The following is a 16,110-nucleotide window of genomic DNA, read 5'->3' as shown; positions in this document are numbered from 1 at the left end:
TGAAACGTCTTCGCGCTCTGGTGGTTCCCAATGCACGGGCGCCACCCTGTCATGCGCGTTGCGCAGGCTCACGGGATATGGCAAGGGCCCCCGAGGTGAGGAGAGCAAAATGCAGTACCTGCATACAATGATCCGCGTCACGGATCTCGATCAGTCGTTGGACTTCTTCTGCAACAAGATGGGGTTTGCCGAGGTCCGACGCATCGAAAACGAGAAGGGCCGCTATACGCTCGTCTTCCTCGCGGCGCCCGACGACGAAGGCAAGGCGCGCGAAACATTCGCGCCGACGGTGGAACTGACCTTCAACTGGGATCCGGAGACCTATTCTGGCGGCCGCAACTTCGGCCATCTGGCCTACGCGGTCGACGACATCTACGCGCTCTGCGACCGGCTGATGAAGGCGGGCGTCACGATCAATCGTCCGCCGCGCGATGGGCACATGGCGTTCATTCGAACCCCCGACAACATCTCGATCGAACTGATCCAGAAAAATGGCTCGCTGCCATCGCAAGAACCCTGGGCCTCGATGCCAAACACGGGTGTGTGGTGACAGGCGAAGTACCGGAGCGGACTTCCGGGCCTGTGTTTTCGACGCAGGCCTGGGAGCGCAACTCTGCGCTCTACCCGACAATTCGGGACATGCCCTTCAACAGGGAGCTGATGGCCGGTACCCTGCGGCAGGGCGTGTTCCAGCACTACATGATCCAGGATGCGCATTACCTGATCGTGTTCGCGCAAGCCCTCGCGGTGGCGGCCGCCAAGGCCGACACACCTTCCCTGATCCTGCAGCTGTCGGAAAGCGCCGCCACGGCAGTCGCGGTAGAGCGCGACCTGCATGATCGCTACTTTCGACAATTCGGACTGAACGCCGAGCAGGTGACGCAGACTGAAATGTCGCCGACCTGCCACCATTACTGTGCCTTTCTGCTGGCCACCGCATTTCGGGAGCCCTTGCCGGTGCTTCTGGCGGCTTTGCTCCCTTGTTTCTGGATCTATCGCGAGGTGGGCCGGCATATTTTTGGCAGCGCCGCGCCTGATAATCCCTACAGGGCCTGGATCGACACATATGCGAGCCCTGAGTTCGCAACTGCGGTCGACAGGATGATCGAGGCCACGGACCTTCTAGCCGCGCCAGCTTCGGCAGCCATTCGCGAATCGATGGATCGCGTCTTTACGCGAGCGGTTCAATTCGAATGGATGTTCTGGGATTCTGCCTATCGGCTGGAGCAATGGCCGGTATCGCTCTGATCTTGCCAGGTCACCTGCGTGGGGCGGCCCCGCGCAGGCACTTGTCGCGGCATCTCGCACTTTTCTGGTGGCGTCATGCATTTTCTCGCCCCTGACACCCTTGCTGCCTTTGTTCACAGCTGGGGATTGCTGGCAGTCTTCGTGATCATCGCACTCGAAAGCACCGGCATTCCATTGCCGGGCGAAGCCACGCTGGTGTCAGCGGCGCTGGTGGCGACCACGACGCATGAGCTTTCGATCGTGGCCGTCGTTGCCGTGGCGGCGGCAGGTGCCATCATCGGCGACAACCTGGGCTACCTGATCGGCCGACGCTTCGGAACCACCCTTCTGGTGCGCTACGGCGCCCATATAGGGCTCGGCCCCGCACGACTGAGGCTCGGCCGCTATCTGTTCCAGAAGCATGGCGGCAAGCTCGTCTTTTTCGGCCGCTTCGTGGCATTCCTGCGCGCCTTCGCGGCCGTGCTGGCGGGGGCCACTTTCTATCCGTGGCCACAGTTTCTCATCTTCAATGCCGCCGGAGGATTGGTCTGGGCCGCGCTCTATGGCTTCGGCGCCTATGAACTCGGCGATACGATCCATCGCGTGGCGGCACCGGCCGGCGTCGCCATCCTGGTCGCGGCCGTCATCGTCGTTGCGTTCGGATGGCTCACGCTGAAGCGCCAGGAGGCGCAATTGCAGACTGAAGCGGACGCGGCGTTTCCAACGGCTTGAGGCTGGGAGCATGTCTCCCGCCAGGCCGCTAGGGTCGTGGGCCAGGACTGTGCGACGGCCGAATTGCCGCGGGTTATGCGTTCCATCAGCGGTGCCTCCGTCGTAGCGTGTCCAGAACGGGGGAGCGGGTATGATCGACAAGCGCTGTATTCTGATCGGCGTCCCGGTGCAGGAGGGCACGGGGCGGCTCGGTTGTGACATGGGGCCGAGTGCCTTCCGGGCCGCGGGGATCGTCCCGGCATTGGCCGATCTCGGCTTCGAAGTCGTCGATCGGGGCAACGTACTACCGGGCGCGTCCTCCGTCATCACGCATCCGAATCCCGTCCTCAAACATCTCGGTGCCGTTGCGGCCTGGACCGAGATGCTCGCCGACACGGCCTATCAGGTCAGCGGCGAAGGCTTGCCGATCTTCCTCGGCGGCGACCACAGCCTGTCGGCGGGTACGATGACCGGCATGAGCCGTCGAGCCTCGCGGGAAGGCCGCGATCTCTTCGTGCTCTGGCTCGATTCGCATCCCGATCTTCATACGCTCGATTCCACGACGAGCGGCAACCTCCACGGCGTCCCGATGGCCTATGCGACCGGACAGCCGGGCTTTGCGGGATTTTTCCCGCCATTGCCGCATCCCGTGCGGCCCGAGAACGTCTGCATGATCGGGCTCCGGAGCGTCGACCCGGCGGAAGGCATGCGGCTCCGCGAGGGCGGGTTCGAGGTGCACGACATGCGGGCGATCGACGAGAATGGCATCGTGTCGCTCATCGCGGGTTTCCTGCGTCGCGTAACGGCCGCGAACGGCATGCTGCACGTCAGCCTGGACGTCGACTTTCTCGATCCCGGCATAGCCCCGGGTGTCGGTACCACTGTCCCGGGCGGCGCGACCTTCCGGGAGGCCCATCTCGCCATGGAGATGTTGCACGACAGCGGGCTCGTCCGCAGCCTCGATCTCGTCGAGCTCAATCCCTTCCTGGATGAACGGGGTCGCACCGCGATCCTGATGGTGGATCTCGCCGCAAGTCTCATGGGCCGCCGTGTGCTCGACCGGCCGACTCGGAGCTTTTAGGTGATGGCGGCTCTCCTGAACATCGTCCCCTTCGTCAGCGTCGACAACATGATGAAGCTCGTCCTGAATGTGGGCGTCGAGCGCTTTCTGTGTGAATTGGCGGAGGCGATCGAGGAGGATTTTCGCCGCTGGGACTTGTTCGACAAGACACCTCGCATCGCCTCGCACAGCCGGGACGGCGTCATCGAGCTGATGCCGACCAGCGACGGCACGACCTATGGCTTCAAATACGTCACCGGGCATCCGAAGAACACGAAAGATGGCCGCCAGACCGTGACGGCCTTCGGGGTGCTGGCCGATGTCGGCAACGGCTATCCGATGCTGCTGACCGAGATGACGATCCTGACCGCATTGCGCACCGCGGCGACCTCTGCCCTCGCGGCCCGGTATCTCGCGCCGAAAGATGCGCGCACGATGGCGATCATCGGCAACGGCGCCCAAGCTGAATTTCAGGCGCTCGCGTTTAAGGCCCTGCTCGGGATCGACCAGTTGCGGCTTTATGACATCGACCCGGCCGCCAGTGCCAAATGCGTGCGCAATCTCGCCGGACTCGGCCTGACGATCCGCACCTGCACCAGCGTGGCCGAGGCCGTCGAAGGAGCCGAGATCGTCACGACCGTGACGGCCGACAAGCAGAATGCCACCATCCTCACCGACAATCTCGTCGGCTCCGGCGTCCACATCAATGCGGTCGGCGGCGACTGCCCTGGCAAGACGGAGTTGCATCCCGATATCCTGTTGCGCTCGGACATTTTCGTGGAATACCCGCCCCAGACCCGCATCGAAGGCGAGATCCAGCAATTGCCGTCCGACCATCCCGTGACCGAATTGTGGGAGGTGATCGCGGGGCGCAAACCTGGGCGGAGGGAGGGCCGGCAGGTGACGTTGTTCGATTCCGTCGGCTTCGCGATCGAGGATTTTTCGGCACTTCGCTATGTGCGGGCCAAGCTGGCCACCCTGCCATTCTTCGAGGACCTCGATCTGCTCGCCGATCCCGACGAACCGCGCGATCTCTTCGGCATGCTGCTGCGCGCCGGCAAACCGAATGCGTCGGCAACGGGGTAGAGCCGCGTCTGGACCGCGATAACGGCACATGCTTACGGCGGTCCTTCGCAGGCACACATGGGTCAACCCGAAGGGCCAAATCTTTTGGCGCGGTGACTCTGCTGTAAGGAAGGGGCTGACACTGCCGAACGTCACGGATCGCCTATGGACCGCATCGTCTTTCTGAATGGAAGCTTCATCCCCTATGACGAGGCCCGTATCCCGATCATGGATCGCGGCTTCCTGTTCGCCGACGCCATTTACGAGGTCAGCGCCGTCCTTGACGGTGAACTCGTCGACAACGAGGCACATCTTTCCCGCCTCGACCGCTCCCTCACCGAAATCGGTATCGCTTCACCCTATTCCCATGCCGAATGGGTCGTGCGTCAGGTCGAACTCGTCCGGCGCAATCGTCTGGTCGAGGGTATCGTCTACATCCAGGTCACGCGCGGCGTCGCCGAGCGCGACTTCGGATTTGCGGACGCGATGTCGCCGACCGTCGTCATGTTCACCCAGGTCAAGACCATCCTGGAGTCGCGCCTTGCTGTCGCTGGCGCCGCGGTGATTACCGTTCCGGATCTCCGCTGGGCGCGTCGCGACATCAAGTCGGTCGGGCTCCTGGCTCAGGTCCTGGCCAAGCGGCAGGCTGCCGAAGCCGGCGCTGCCGAGGCCTTCATGGTCGAGGATGGTTTCGTGACCGAGGGAGGCTCCTCGACGGCCTTCATCATCACGCAGGACGGGGTCATCGTCACGCGTCCGCTGTCCAGCGATATCCTGCCCGGGATCACGCGTCTGGCCGTGCTGCGCCTCGCCGCCGAAGCAGGGCTCCGGGTCGAGGAGCGCGCCTTCACGGTGCAGGAGGCTCTCCGGGCCGCCGAGGTATTTTACACCAGTGCTTCGACTTTCGTGGCGCCCGTCGTTTCCCTTGACGGGCAACCTATCGGGTCAGGGCGTCCCGGCCCACATGCGCGAAAGCTCCGTACGCTGTATATCGAACTCGCGCGAGCCTCGGGTCGTGACGTGTCTGCCGCTTGCTCTTGAGCCTCACCGCGAGCGCGCCGAGCTCCCGTCGCACCGCGAACCGGGGCATGGAATGGCCGCGCTGCTTCAAATTGTCTGTTGGCCGCCGATGACGCCTCTCACTTCGGCCTTGATCGTCGACCCATCCACTCTACTAATCAGACTCCAAGATTTTGAATTGGATCGATCATGCGCTTCTCATTCAAGGTGCTCGCCCTAGCGGTCGCGAGTGTCACGGCTACCGCAGGGGGAGCGGCGGCAGCCGACGTCGTCGTGTCGTCGAAGATCGACACCGAGGGGGCGCTGCTTGGCAACATCATCTCGCAGGCCTTGAAGGCCAATGGGATCTCGACATCGGACCGGATTTCCCTGGGCAGCACGCCGATCCTCCGCAAAGCCATCGTGGCGGGGGAAATCGATATCTACCCGGAATATACCGGAAATGCGGGCTTCTTCTTCAACAAGGCCGACGATAGCGCCTGGAAAGATGCCGCGAAGGGCTACGAATTAGCAAAGACGCTCGATTATGCCGCGAACAAGATCGTGTGGCTGACGCCGGCACCCGCGAATAACACCTGGGCGATCGGGCTGCGCAGCGATGTCGCGACAGGCAACAAGCTCAAGAGCCTTACGGATTTTGGCAAATGGGTCTCGGGCGGCGGGAAGGTGAAGCTCGCGGCCTCGTCGGAATTTGTGAACAGCGCGGCGGCGCTTCCGGCCTTCCAGAAGACCTATGGCTTCGTCTTGACGCCCGACCAGATCCTGAACCTGTCGGGCGGCGACACCTCAGCCACCATCAAGGCCGCGGCCGACCAGACGGATGGCGTGAACGCCGCGATGGTCTATGGGACCGACGGCGGCATCGTGGCGGCGGATCTGGTGGTTCTCGATGACGACAAGGGCGTGCAGCCGGTCTATGCCCCGGCTCCGATCATCCGCGATGCTGTTCTGAAGGCGAACCCGAAGATTGCCGACGTGCTGAAGCCCGTCTTCGCCGGTCTCGATCTCAAGACCCTTCAGGACCTCAACGCACGCATCCAGGTCAATGGCGAACCTGCCGCCGATGTCGCGAAGGACTATCTGAAAACCAAAAGCCTGGTAAAATGACCAGCGGCTTCGGGGAGGGCCGTTCAACTCGAGTTCAGCCCACCTCGGACCGTCTGCGTTCGCCCACCAACCTTTTTTCGTCCCTTTTGGGGCGCTTCGATCGTGTCGGGTGTGTGTTTGGGGCGATGGCGGCGATCGCGCTGGTTCTTCAGCCCTTCGTGACCTACCGCCCCAACCGGATTGCTTCGGGCAAGAGCGTGAGCTTCCTTGCCGCGCTGCCGCAAACGACGGGACTCGTGGGGGGCGCGATCATCTGTACTGCGATCCTCGTAGCCTTTAGCCGAACGCCGATCTTATGGCGGGCGATCGCGGCCTTTGCGGCCCTTGCGGTTCTGATTGGCCTGATCGGTCTGGTGCCTTTGCACCTTGTGCCGCCGAGCAACACATTCGCGCGGGTATCCCCATCGAGCGGCTTTTGGCTTCTCATTCTCGCCTTTGCGTTGCTTGCCGCAGACACGCTCGCCAAGCTGAAACCCGGCCCTTGGGTGCGCCTTTTGGCGCTCGCCGGTGTTGCGGCCGCGTCGGCCCTCATCCTCTGCTCCGGTTGGCTCCGTGGGATTTCAATCCTCAAGGAATATGCTTCGCATGCCGACACGTTTTGGACGGAGGCGACGAAACATGTCGAATTGGCCGTTGGTTCGCTCGCGGGCGCCGTCATTGTCGGTGTGCCGCTCGGGATTGCCTGTGCGCGGTTGCCCCACCTGCGCGCCATCACCCTACCGGTGCTCAACGTCATTCAGACCATTCCGAGCATTGCGATGTACGGCCTGATGATGGTGCCGCTCGGGTTACTTGCGGCCCGATTGCCTTTGTTGTCCGAGCTCGGCATTCGCGGCATTGGCACAGCGCCGGCCGCGATCGCATTGTTCCTCTATTCCCTGCTGCCCGTCGTGGCCAATACGGTGATCGGGCTTGACCAGGTTTCGCCGCAGACCTCCGAGGCTGCTCGGGGCATGGGCATGAGTGGAGGTCAGCGTCTTCTCAAGGTCGAACTGCCACTCGCCACCCCCATCATTCTGACAGGCATCCGGATCGTGCTGGTGCAGAATATCGGACTGGTCACGGTTGCGGCACTGATCGGAGGCGGAGGACTGGGAAGCTTCGTGTTCCAGGGCATCGGACAATCCGCGACCGACCTCGTGCTGCTCGGGACGGTTCCGATCATCGCACTCGCGTTTGTGGCGGCTGTGCTGCTCGACGCCGCCGTCGACCTGACTCGGGGAGCCGCTCCGTGATCGAGATCGAGCATGTCTCGCGCCGATTCGGGACCACCCTCGCGGTCGACGATGTCAGTCTCACGCTTGAGCGAGGCACGATCACGGCCGTCGTCGGCACTTCGGGCAGTGGGAAATCAACCCTGCTGCGCATGATCAATCGCCTGATCGAGCCGAGCTCCGGTGCGATCCGCATTGCCGGGCAGGACACCGCATCGCTCAGCGGCGAGGAGCTGCGCCGGGGCATCGGCTATGTGATCCAGGGCCATGGACTCTTCCCGCACTGGACCGTGGCCCGCAATATCGCGACGGTCCCGGTGCTGCTGAAATGGGAGAAGGCCCGCATCGACCGCCGCGTCTCGGAGCTGCTTGAGCTGCTTCAGTTGGACGCGACCGTCTACGCGAACAAATATCCGCATCAGCTCTCGGGGGGGCAGCAGCAACGCGTGGGCGTCGCGAGGGCCCTGGCGGCGGAGCCTGCCGTCCTGCTCATGGACGAGCCTTTCGGGGCGCTCGACCCGATCATCCGTAGTCAGGCGCAGGCCGATCTCCTCGCGTTGCAAAGGCGCCTGGGTGTCACGGTCGTTCTCGTGACCCACGATATGGAGGAAGCGCTCCATCTGGCTGGGCACATTGCCGTGATGGACGGCGGCAAGCTCCTGCAATTCGCGAGCCCCGCCGAGCTTCTGGCGCGGCCGAAACACGGCTTCGTCGAGCGATTGATCGGTACGAGTGACAGGCCCTTTCGCCTGCTGTCTCTCCGCTCGGTGGCCGATGCGGTCGAGCCCGGGGATGCCGAGGGTCGGCCGGTGCCGGACACCACCACGCTGCACGACGCGCTCGCCGATCTTCTCTGGCGGCAGGCAACAAGCTTGCCGGTGATGTCGGCAGATGGCGCCATCAGGGGGAGGATCACGATGGCCGCGATCCTCGCCCGAGCGGGAGCGCCCGCGGTCTCCAGCCCACCCGAATGAGGATTCTGGGTTACATGGCGCGGGCTGGGGGATTGCTGCTGCTGGCTGCCCTGGTCTTCATGCCCCGATGGTTCGAGCCGCTGCTCCGGCCACTGACCGAGAATGGGGCTCCTGCGATCTACAACCAGGGCAGCCTGCTCGACCTGACGCTCGCGCATCTCGGCCTCGTCGCGGTCGCGAGCATCGCCAGCGCCATCCTGGCCCTGACGCTGGGCATCTTCGTCACGCGGCCATCCGGCGCCGAGTTCCTGCCGCTTTCTCGCACGATCGTGAACATCGGGCAGGTTTTTCCGCCGGTTGCCGTCCTGGCCATTGCAGTGCCGCTCGTCGGTTTCGGGACCACGCCGACCCTGATCGCCCTGATCCTCTACGGCCTCCTGCCGATTTTCGAGAACACCATCACAGGGCTGCGCGAGGTGAACCCGACCGTCATCGAGGCGGCGCGCGGCATGGGCCTCAGCGCTCGTCAACGTTTCATGGATGTCGAATTGCCGCTCGCCCTGCCGGTGATCCTGGCCGGACTTCGCCTGTCGATCGTCATCAACATGGGGACCGCCACGATCGGCTCCACGGTGGCGGCCAAAGGATTGGGCGAGGTCATCATCGCGGGCCTGCAGTCCTCCAACACTGCCTTCATCCTCCAGGGGGGGCTGATCGTCGCGTTACTGGCAGTGCTGATCTACGACGCCTTTGGCCTGTTGGAGCGCGCTGTCGCGCGGCGTGCCGGAACGGTCGATGCTTGAGCACGTTTTGAAGACTGTCTCTTGAAGAGCGGTGAAAAGGGTTTCAGGCTCCAACCATCCGCAGGACAAGCGGCTCGGTGACCGCCTGATTAGTTGACAAATTTTATAGACGTATGAGATGGTCGTTCGGAGATGCTCCTGCGACCGAGAGCGCTTGGAGTTAAGACGCCTTGGCTTGGACCATTGAAGCCTCTTCGGGCGTTGCCGCGGCAAGGATACAGACCGCCCCATTCGAATGACCGGACCCGAAATGAACTTTCCTCTCCAAACCTTCGAACGCCCTCATGTGGACGCGCTCTCGCTAAAGGAAGCCATGCGGCGTCTTGTTGGTGGCGTTGCGGTGATTACGGCCGGCATCGGTGAAGAGCGCACTGGCTTGACCGCGACCTCCGCGGTGTCACTTTCGATGGATCCGCCGACGATGTTGATCTGCATCAACCGGACATCGTCGAGCTATCCGATCATCCTCAAGCGGCGGCACTTCTGCGTCAACATCGTGCATGCCGATCAGGCGGAGCTGGCGGGCCGCTTCGCCGGCATCAACGGAATCAAGGGCGCGGCGCGGTATGACGGAGCGGATTGGATTACCATGGGCACTGGGGCGTCCGGTCTCGTCGGCGCCCTGGCGGTGATCGACTGTGAGGTCGAGGAGATCATCGAGCGGCACAGTCACGGGATCGTTCTCGGTGCGGTGCGCGACGTGCGTGGTGAACTCGGCGACGGCAATGCGCTCGTCTACGGTCATGGCCGCTTCGGTAACCTCAATCTCCTTTGACCAGATGTCGGCTGCGCGTCTTCGCGAGCGAAGCCTGGAGGCTCATTTCCCCGTACCTGGGGTCCTCCATGGTCCCCGTCAGGCGAACCGAACGCACATCGGGGAACCGCACGGGACGAGCCGAGTGAACGTCAGGCGCGACGTCTGGTCGTCGAGCGCATAGACCGCGAGGACGTCGCTGGCCTGATAGGCTGCGATGAGCCAGCGGCCGGACGGGTCGATTTGCAGGTGACGCGGCGTTTGGCCCTGACCTGAGATGTGGTGCGACGTGACGAGAGGACCGCCCGCTTCGCACCGGAAAACCGTGAGACCGTCATGGCCTCGATTGGCCACGATCAGGGTCTGACCGCTCGGTGTGATTTGGAGGTCGGACACGTCGCTTGGCGATGACCAGCCCTCCGGCAAGGTCGAGACGGTCTCGACAAGTGTAAAGCGCCCTCTGCCCGTATCGAAAGCGAGCCGGCTGACGCTATTCGCCATCTCGTGGCTGACGAAGGCCGTTGCTCCATCCGGATGCCAGACGAGGTGTCGTGGCCCGCTTCCTGCCGGCAGCACACAGACGCGAACGTCTGCCTCATCGACGGTGCCTGCCACCGCACCGAAGGGATAAGTTAAGATCCGATCGGTGCCGAGATCGACCCCGATCAAAAAGCGATTGTCCGGGCTGAAACCGATCCAGTGGCCGTGCGGCTGCTCCTGGCGTTCGGTATCCGGGCCGGTGCCGTGCAGTTGGATGGTGCAGGAAGCTGGGTGCAGCCCGCCATCTTCGCGGAGGGGAAAGACCGCGAAAGCGCGGCGCGGCTCCTCGGTTGGGTCGCCGAGCGAGTAATTCGCCACCACAGCAAAACGGCCCGATCTGTCGAGTCCGCAGAAGCAGGCGAGATTGCCGTGCGTCGGCTGTTTGTTAAGATAGATCAGGCGTCCAGTCGCCCGGTCGAGCCGGTAGGCCGTGAGAGTGCCCTCGTTCCAGCCGAAGACTTCCGAGACGGCATAGACAAGCGGGCGCTCGGGATGCGGCGCCACGAAGCAAGGGTTGTCGATGCCGTCGCGCACATGCATGCGGTCGAACGTTCCGGTTTCCGCGTCGAAGGCATAGACGCTGATGCCTTCGCCGCGTGCGGGCGCCATATGCGGCACACCCCGGGTCAACGATCCGACGAGCGCCAGCATCAGAGCGGTCCTTCGTAGAGGCTTGGCAACCGGTAGGCCTCGACGGCAGAACGGCCAAAGATCTGTTCTTTTGACGTAGTGTCGTGATGCTCCAGGCATTTGCGCAGGGCATCAATCACCTGGGCATAGCGGCCGGCGACGAGGCAGACCGGCCAGTCGGACCCGTACATGCAGCGGTCGGGGCCGAAGATCTGCAGGACCTCGTCCACATATGGTTTGAGGATCTGGGGGGTCCAGTTCTGCCAATCGGCTTCGGTGATCATCCCCGACAGCTTGCACCAGACGTGGTCGCGATGCGGCTCGAACTGTCGGACGAGTTCCGCCCAAGGCGCGAAAGCGCCGGCCTTGATGTCGGGCTTGGCGATATGATCGAGCACGAAGCGGAGATGCGGGAAATCCGCCACCGTCCGCAATGCGGCCGGGAGTTGCGGCGGTTTGATCACGAGATCGTAGACGAGACCGGCCTCGGCGACGGTCGCGAGACCACGGCGCACGTCCTCGCGGAGGAGCCAGTTCGGGTCGGCTTCGTCCTGTACGAGGTGGCGGATGCCGACCAGCCAGCGTCCGTTCGGGCTGGCTTTCAATGCCGTGAGCGTGGGCTTGATCGAAGGATCGGTGAGGTCGACCCAGCCGACAACGCCCGCAACGAACGGGGTTGCGGCCGCAACGCCGATATAGTCCCAGGTCTCGCCGAGGTTGTTCCAGGTCTGGACCAGGACAGTGCCGTCGATCCCCTCTCGGACCAATTCGGGCGCGAGGTCTGCGGGGCCGAACGGGCGGGCAATCGGGTCGAAGGAGCCTTTGAGCCACGGATAGTGGCCCGTGGCCGGATCCCAGAAATGCTGATGGGCGTCGATCACGGGCATAGCCACGGGTCCGCCTCACCAGCGGCCGTGGACGGCGGGACGAATGTCCGCGTCGTAGATCTTCTTCAGCTCCGCCATGGTCTCGGCGCTCAACGCCGGCAGGTCGGCCGCGGCCGCGTTGGCGCGGGCCTGATCAGGGTTCTTGGCACCCGGGATGGCCACCGTCACGGCATCGAACATCAGGATCCAACGCAGCGCGAACTGCGCCATGCTGGCGTTGCCGCCGACGAGAGGGCGGATCTTCTCGACCGCCGCGAGGCCCTTCGCATAGTCAACGCCAGAAAAGGTTTCTCCGACATCGAAGGCTTCGCCGTTGCGGTTGTATTGCCGGTGATCGGACGTGTCGAACTTGGTGTCGGTCTTGAACTTGCCCGACAGGAGCCCGGAAGCCAGCGGCACACGGGCGATGATCGCCACCTTCTTTTCAAGCGCCTGCTTGAAGAACACCTCGATCGGGCGCTGCCGGAAGATGTTGAAAATGATCTGGACGCTGGTGACGCCCGGATAGTCCATCGCCTTGAGAGCCTCCTCAATACGCTCGACGCTGACGCCGTAATTACGGATCTTGCCTGCTTCGACCAGCCGGTCGAGACGCTCGAAGACCTCGGGGTGATAATAGAGTTCGGTCGGCGGGCAATGCAATTGCACGAGGTCCAGCGTGTCGACCTGCAGGTTTTTCAGACTGCGATCCGTCCAGGCCGACAGGTTTTCAGCCGAAAAGCCTTCCACGGTCTGCTTGGGCAAACGTCGGCCAGCCTTGGTGGCCACGTAAGGTCGGGCGCCGCCACGGCTTTTCAGGACGTTGCCGATCAACTGCTCGGACCTGCCGTCGCCGTAGACGTCCGCGGTGTCGATAAAGGTCATGCCGGCGTCGAGGGCGGTGTTCAAGGCGGCTTCGGCATCGCTCGAATCGACATGGCCCCAGTCGGCCCCGATAGCCCAAGCCCCGAAGCCGATCTCGCTGACCTGTCGCCCGGTGCGGCCAAATTCTCTCGTTTGCATGGCGTCTCTCCCGCGTGCAGCCTTTAAGCCAGGCTCGAATTCATTGGGTTATCATACAAGCGCTCGCGCATTGGCAAGCCTGAACTCCACGCTCCGGTACGCTTTGTCTGTGACAGACATTGACCCGTGCTGCCGATATGCGAAACTTGTCCAACAACCCGATGATCGGCCGGTTTTGTGCTGTATGATGATCTGGACAGCAGAGATGGGGAACGCTCCTGTGGCGCGGCTGGTGTGCGGCATAGGGTGCATAGGTCTGCCGATCTCAGCGACCCTTCACGGTCGCCCGGCCGGCGAAGTGCTATTAGGAGCGTGACGTGAGCGGAACGATCGATCGAGAACAGGCGGTGGCGATCGCCTATGGCCGTGGCCACCTCCCGCTTCGCTTGCCTGCGGGGGCCCGCATCACGACGATCCGCAAGCGTGCGCTCCCGAAACTGCCCGACGCCGCTGCGGCGCTCGATGCGGCACTTAGGACTAAGCCGTTCGGTTCGCCGCCACTCAGCCAGCTCGCGGCGGGCAAGCGCAGCGCATGCATTCTTATCTGCGACATCACCCGGCCGGTGCCGAACCGGCTGTTCCTCCGGCCGATGATCGAGACCATGGTCACGGCCGGCATCCCGATCGACCGCATCACGGTTCTGGTGGCGACCGGTCTGCATCGTCCGAACCTCGGCGAGGAATTGGCTGAATTGGTGGGCGACCCTTGGGTGCTGGCCGAAGTGCGGGTCGAGAACCATGATGCTCGCAACGAGGACGATCATGTCGACTTGGGGAGAACCCCGACCCGCGGTACGCCGGTGAAACTCGACCGCCGTTTCGTCGAGGCGGATCTTCGGATCGCCACTGGTCTCGTCGAGCCGCATTTCATGGCCGGCTGGTCGGGTGGTCGCAAGGTGATCGCGCCGGGCGTCGCGGGACACGAGACGATCCGCACCTTCCATTCGGCGCGTTTCATGGAAGACCCGCTCGCGGTTCAGTGCAATCTCATCGGCAATCCCCTGCACGAGGAGCAACTGGAAATCGTTCGGATGCTCGGGTATTGCTATGCCCTCAACACGGTGATCGACGAGGATCGCGATCTCGTTTTCGTCAGCTTCGGCGAGATCATCGCCAGTCATCAGGCCGCCGTCGACTTCGTGAGCGGCGCCACCCATGTGCCGGTCGGACGCAAGTTCAGCACGGTGGTGACGTCCTCGGCCGGCTACCCGCTCGACAAGACCTATTATCAGACCATCAAGGGCATGGTGACGCCGCTCGATATTCTGGCGCCGGGCGGCACGTTGATCATGGCGTCGGAATGCTCGGAAGGGTTCGGTTCGGCCGAGTTCCGCGAAGCGCAACAGCGATTGGTGGACCTCGGCCCGGAGCGCTTCCTGGCGACCCTGACGGCCAAGTCGCTGGCCGAGGTCGACGAGTGGCAGACCGAGATGCAGGTGAAGTCGCTTCGGGTTGGCCGGGTTGAGCTTTATACCACCGGGCTCGCACAAGCCGACCGCGATGTGACGGGCGTGCATCTCGTCACCAACATCGACGAGGCCGTCGCGGCCGCGATCACCCGTTCCGGGGACTCCGCAGTCGCGGTGATCCCGGAGGGGCCCTATGTGATCCCTTACCACCAGCCAGCAGCGGCCTGACTAACAAAAACGATTGGGAGAAGACCATGAAGGAACGCATCGGATTCATTGGGCTGGGCCTCATGGGCTTCGGCATGGCCACCAATATCGTGCGGAAAGGCTGGCCGCTCACCGTGATGGCTCACCGCAAGCGTGAGGCCATCGAAACCCTTCTGAAGGCCGGCGCCCAGGAAGCCAGGACTCCCAAGGCGATTGCGGAGGCCAGCGATATCGTGATCCTGTGCGTCACCGGCTCGCCGCAAGTCGAAGAGGTGATCAACGGGCCCGACGGGCTGGTTGCCGCCGGCAAGCCACTCATGATCATCGACTGCTCGACCTCGAACCCGTCCGTGACGGTGAAGTTGGCCGAGGAGCTTGCGGCCAAGAACATCATTCTCGTCGACGCTCCCATGTCGCGCACGCCGAAGGACGCGATGGAGGGGACGCTCGACATCATGGCGGGCGGCAGCGACGCCGATTTCGCGCGCGCCAAGACCGTGATCGACGCCTTCGCGGGACGCGTGATCCACACCGGGCCGGTGGGCAGCGGCCATACGATGAAGCTCCTCAACAACTTCATCTCGATGGGCTATGCCGCGCTTTATTCCGAGGCCTTGATGCTTGGCGTCAAAGCCGGCCTGACGCCGAAAGTCTTCGACAGCGTGATCCGCAACGGTCGCATGGATTGCGGCTTCTACCAGACCTTCTTCAAATATGTGATCGAGCGGGACAAGAACGCCCACCAGTTCACGTTGAGCAATGCGCACAAGGATATGAGCTACCTAGCCTCGGCCGCCGTCGCCATGGGGGCCGCGAACCCGATGGGGTCGGCCGTGCGCAACGCCTTCGCGACCGCCGTCGGCACGGGGCAGGGCGAGAAATACGTTCCCATGCTGTCCGACATCGTGGCGGAACTGAATGGGGTTTCGTTGGTCGAGCCGGCCAGATAACTTGAGAACCTCGACGAGGCAGCGCGAAATTCAAGTGTCAAAGCGAACCTTATGGGGACCGACCGGTTTCCCGTGGATGCAGCTTCGATGTTCCGCACTCGCGTTTCTTGTCATTCTTCTGCCCTGGGCCGCGCAGGCCCAGGGCACTTCATCAACCGAAATCATACGAGGTCTCTGTCAGAAGGACGGTTGTGCCGAGTTCGCGATCCTGGAGAAGACTCCTGTCGCCCCGGGGCCGGACGGCCAGCTCTTTAAGACGAAAGTCGAGACGTTCCACGCCAGTTCCCAAGGGCGCGCCAGCCAGGGTGAGGAAAGCGGGTTCGTTTATTGCTCGGCGACGAGGCCGGCGGTGATCAGCGTGCAGCCGGATCGACCCGCGACCGCCTTCATGCTCGCGCCCGACGAGCAAAGCCCAGCCTGGGCGCAACGATCTTCAGTGAACTTCTTTGCGATCTATTTCGCAGTTTGCCACGGGCCGGAAGCGGGTCGCGCCGCAGCAAAAGGCAGGGCAGGCGTGGCCCACTCCTTCGCTTACCACGTGCCACTCACGGCGTCCCGGCAGATCTCTCTCGAACATGCCGAAGATATTTTGAAACCCCCGCCGTAGGCG

The 16,110-nt window shown here is 63.2% G+C and carries 17 protein-coding genes; 14 read left to right on the top strand and 3 right to left on the bottom strand.

Going from position 1 to position 16,110, the window contains the following annotated elements; translation table 11 throughout:
- Nucleotides 1–109: 109 nt before the first annotated feature.
- The 11 genes from M8523_RS03730 to M8523_RS03680 all read left to right on the top strand — a co-directional run bounded on the left by M8523_RS03730 (nucleotide 110) and on the right by M8523_RS03680 (nucleotide 9,896).
- Entirely contained in the window at nucleotides 110–550 is a 441-nt protein-coding gene (locus M8523_RS03730; protein ID WP_282583496.1) for a VOC family protein, read from the top strand.
- Between the two features lie 89 nt (nucleotides 551–639).
- Entirely contained in the window at nucleotides 640–1,248 is a 609-nt protein-coding gene (locus M8523_RS03725; protein ID WP_282583495.1) for a TenA family protein, read from the top strand.
- A gap of 75 nt (nucleotides 1,249–1,323) precedes the next feature.
- A complete protein-coding gene (locus M8523_RS03720) occupies nucleotides 1,324–1,959 on the top strand; it encodes a DedA family protein (RefSeq protein ID WP_282583494.1) in 636 nt (211 codons plus the stop codon).
- 130 nt (nucleotides 1,960–2,089) lie between these two features.
- The gene (gene rocF, locus M8523_RS03715) at nucleotides 2,090–3,019 is read left to right on the top strand and encodes an arginase (protein WP_282583493.1); all 930 of its coding nucleotides are present in this window, start codon (nucleotides 2,090–2,092) and stop codon (nucleotides 3,017–3,019) included.
- A 3-nt stretch (nucleotides 3,020–3,022) separates the two neighbouring features.
- Nucleotides 3,023–4,084 (top strand): ornithine cyclodeaminase, encoded by a 1,062-nt coding sequence (gene ocd / locus M8523_RS03710; RefSeq protein ID WP_282583492.1) that lies wholly within the window; start codon nucleotides 3,023–3,025, stop codon nucleotides 4,082–4,084.
- 144 nt (nucleotides 4,085–4,228) lie between these two features.
- Nucleotides 4,229–5,104, top strand: coding sequence for a D-amino-acid transaminase (locus tag M8523_RS03705; protein WP_282583491.1), 876 nt, complete (start codon nucleotides 4,229–4,231; stop codon nucleotides 5,102–5,104).
- 168 nt (nucleotides 5,105–5,272) lie between these two features.
- Nucleotides 5,273–6,190: a glycine betaine ABC transporter substrate-binding protein OsmF gene (gene osmF / locus M8523_RS03700; RefSeq protein WP_282583490.1), complete on the top strand. Its 918-nt coding sequence runs from the start codon at nucleotides 5,273–5,275 to the stop codon at nucleotides 6,188–6,190.
- 53 nt (nucleotides 6,191–6,243) lie between these two features.
- Entirely contained in the window at nucleotides 6,244–7,425 is a 1,182-nt protein-coding gene (locus tag M8523_RS03695) for an ABC transporter permease (RefSeq protein ID WP_510182671.1), read from the top strand.
- A complete protein-coding gene (locus M8523_RS03690; RefSeq protein ID WP_282583488.1) occupies nucleotides 7,422–8,378 on the top strand; it encodes an ABC transporter ATP-binding protein in 957 nt (318 codons plus the stop codon). Before M8523_RS03695 ends, M8523_RS03690 begins: the two co-directional genes overlap by 4 nt.
- Nucleotides 8,379–8,392: 14 nt before the next feature.
- The gene (locus tag M8523_RS03685; protein ID WP_282583487.1) at nucleotides 8,393–9,121 is read left to right on the top strand and encodes an ABC transporter permease; all 729 of its coding nucleotides are present in this window, start codon (nucleotides 8,393–8,395) and stop codon (nucleotides 9,119–9,121) included.
- Between the two features lie 250 nt (nucleotides 9,122–9,371).
- Nucleotides 9,372–9,896, top strand: coding sequence for a flavin reductase family protein (locus M8523_RS03680; RefSeq protein ID WP_282583486.1), 525 nt, complete (start codon nucleotides 9,372–9,374; stop codon nucleotides 9,894–9,896).
- A gap of 78 nt (nucleotides 9,897–9,974) precedes the next feature.
- Here M8523_RS03680 and M8523_RS03675 read toward each other — a convergent pair whose 3' ends face one another.
- Genes M8523_RS03675 through M8523_RS03665 form a run of 3 tightly spaced genes read right to left on the bottom strand, consistent with a single transcriptional unit; the run spans nucleotide 9,975 to nucleotide 12,934 of the window.
- A complete protein-coding gene (locus tag M8523_RS03675) occupies nucleotides 9,975–11,066 on the bottom strand; it encodes a lactonase family protein (RefSeq protein WP_282583485.1) in 1,092 nt (363 codons plus the stop codon).
- On the bottom strand, nucleotides 11,066–11,932 hold the full coding sequence (locus tag M8523_RS03670) for an amidohydrolase family protein (RefSeq protein WP_282583809.1): 867 nt from the start codon (nucleotides 11,930–11,932) through the stop codon (nucleotides 11,066–11,068). Before M8523_RS03670 ends, M8523_RS03675 begins: the two co-directional genes overlap by 1 nt.
- Nucleotides 11,933–11,947: 15 nt before the next feature.
- On the bottom strand, nucleotides 11,948–12,934 hold the full coding sequence (locus tag M8523_RS03665; protein ID WP_282583484.1) for an aldo/keto reductase: 987 nt from the start codon (nucleotides 12,932–12,934) through the stop codon (nucleotides 11,948–11,950).
- Nucleotides 12,935–13,251: 317 nt separating this feature from the next.
- Between M8523_RS03665 and M8523_RS03660 the strand changes: the two genes are divergently transcribed.
- From M8523_RS03660 to M8523_RS03650, 3 genes are all read left to right on the top strand, one after another.
- A complete protein-coding gene (locus M8523_RS03660; RefSeq protein WP_282583483.1) occupies nucleotides 13,252–14,571 on the top strand; it encodes a nickel-dependent lactate racemase family protein in 1,320 nt (439 codons plus the stop codon).
- Between the two features lie 26 nt (nucleotides 14,572–14,597).
- The gene (locus M8523_RS03655) at nucleotides 14,598–15,500 is read left to right on the top strand and encodes an NAD(P)-dependent oxidoreductase (RefSeq protein ID WP_282583482.1); all 903 of its coding nucleotides are present in this window, start codon (nucleotides 14,598–14,600) and stop codon (nucleotides 15,498–15,500) included.
- 76 nt (nucleotides 15,501–15,576) lie between these two features.
- Nucleotides 15,577–16,107, top strand: a complete 531-nt coding sequence (locus M8523_RS03650) for a hypothetical protein (protein ID WP_282583481.1) — start codon at nucleotides 15,577–15,579, stop codon at nucleotides 16,105–16,107.
- Nucleotides 16,108–16,110 lie beyond the last annotated feature (3 nt).

The sequence above is a fragment of the Lichenifustis flavocetrariae genome, from assembly GCF_026130545.1.
In the GTDB taxonomy this organism is placed as follows: domain Bacteria; phylum Pseudomonadota; class Alphaproteobacteria; order Rhizobiales; family Beijerinckiaceae; genus Lichenihabitans; species Lichenihabitans flavocetrariae.
Note: the sequence above shows the minus strand (reverse complement) of the source record. Positions and strands in the feature narration are given on the sequence as shown.

What these genes read in the sequence shown, in the direction of transcription:
- M8523_RS03730 (WP_282583496.1), top strand. Translation starts at nt 110, where the DNA reads ATGCAGTACCTGCATACAATGATCCGCGTCACGGATCTCGATCAGTCG.
- M8523_RS03725 (WP_282583495.1), top strand. Translation starts at nt 640, where the DNA reads ATGCCCTTCAACAGGGAGCTGATGGCCGGTACCCTGCGGCAGGGCGTG.
- M8523_RS03720 (WP_282583494.1), top strand. Translation starts at nt 1,324, where the DNA reads ATGCATTTTCTCGCCCCTGACACCCTTGCTGCCTTTGTTCACAGCTGG.
- rocF (WP_282583493.1), top strand. Translation starts at nt 2,090, where the DNA reads ATGATCGACAAGCGCTGTATTCTGATCGGCGTCCCGGTGCAGGAGGGC.
- ocd (WP_282583492.1), top strand. Translation starts at nt 3,023, where the DNA reads ATGGCGGCTCTCCTGAACATCGTCCCCTTCGTCAGCGTCGACAACATG.
- M8523_RS03705 (WP_282583491.1), top strand. Translation starts at nt 4,229, where the DNA reads ATGGACCGCATCGTCTTTCTGAATGGAAGCTTCATCCCCTATGACGAG.
- osmF (WP_282583490.1), top strand. Translation starts at nt 5,273, where the DNA reads ATGCGCTTCTCATTCAAGGTGCTCGCCCTAGCGGTCGCGAGTGTCACG.
- M8523_RS03685 (WP_282583487.1), top strand. Translation starts at nt 8,393, where the DNA reads ATGGCGCGGGCTGGGGGATTGCTGCTGCTGGCTGCCCTGGTCTTCATG.
- M8523_RS03680 (WP_282583486.1), top strand. Translation starts at nt 9,372, where the DNA reads ATGAACTTTCCTCTCCAAACCTTCGAACGCCCTCATGTGGACGCGCTC.
- M8523_RS03675 (WP_282583485.1), bottom strand. Translation starts at nt 11,066, where the DNA reads ATGCTGGCGCTCGTCGGATCGTTGACCCGGGGTGTGCCGCATATGGCG.
- M8523_RS03670 (WP_282583809.1), bottom strand. Translation starts at nt 11,932, where the DNA reads ATGCCCGTGATCGACGCCCATCAGCATTTCTGGGATCCGGCCACGGGC.
- M8523_RS03665 (WP_282583484.1), bottom strand. Translation starts at nt 12,934, where the DNA reads ATGCAAACGAGAGAATTTGGCCGCACCGGGCGACAGGTCAGCGAGATC.
- M8523_RS03655 (WP_282583482.1), top strand. Translation starts at nt 14,598, where the DNA reads ATGAAGGAACGCATCGGATTCATTGGGCTGGGCCTCATGGGCTTCGGC.
- M8523_RS03650 (WP_282583481.1), top strand. Translation starts at nt 15,577, where the DNA reads ATGCAGCTTCGATGTTCCGCACTCGCGTTTCTTGTCATTCTTCTGCCC.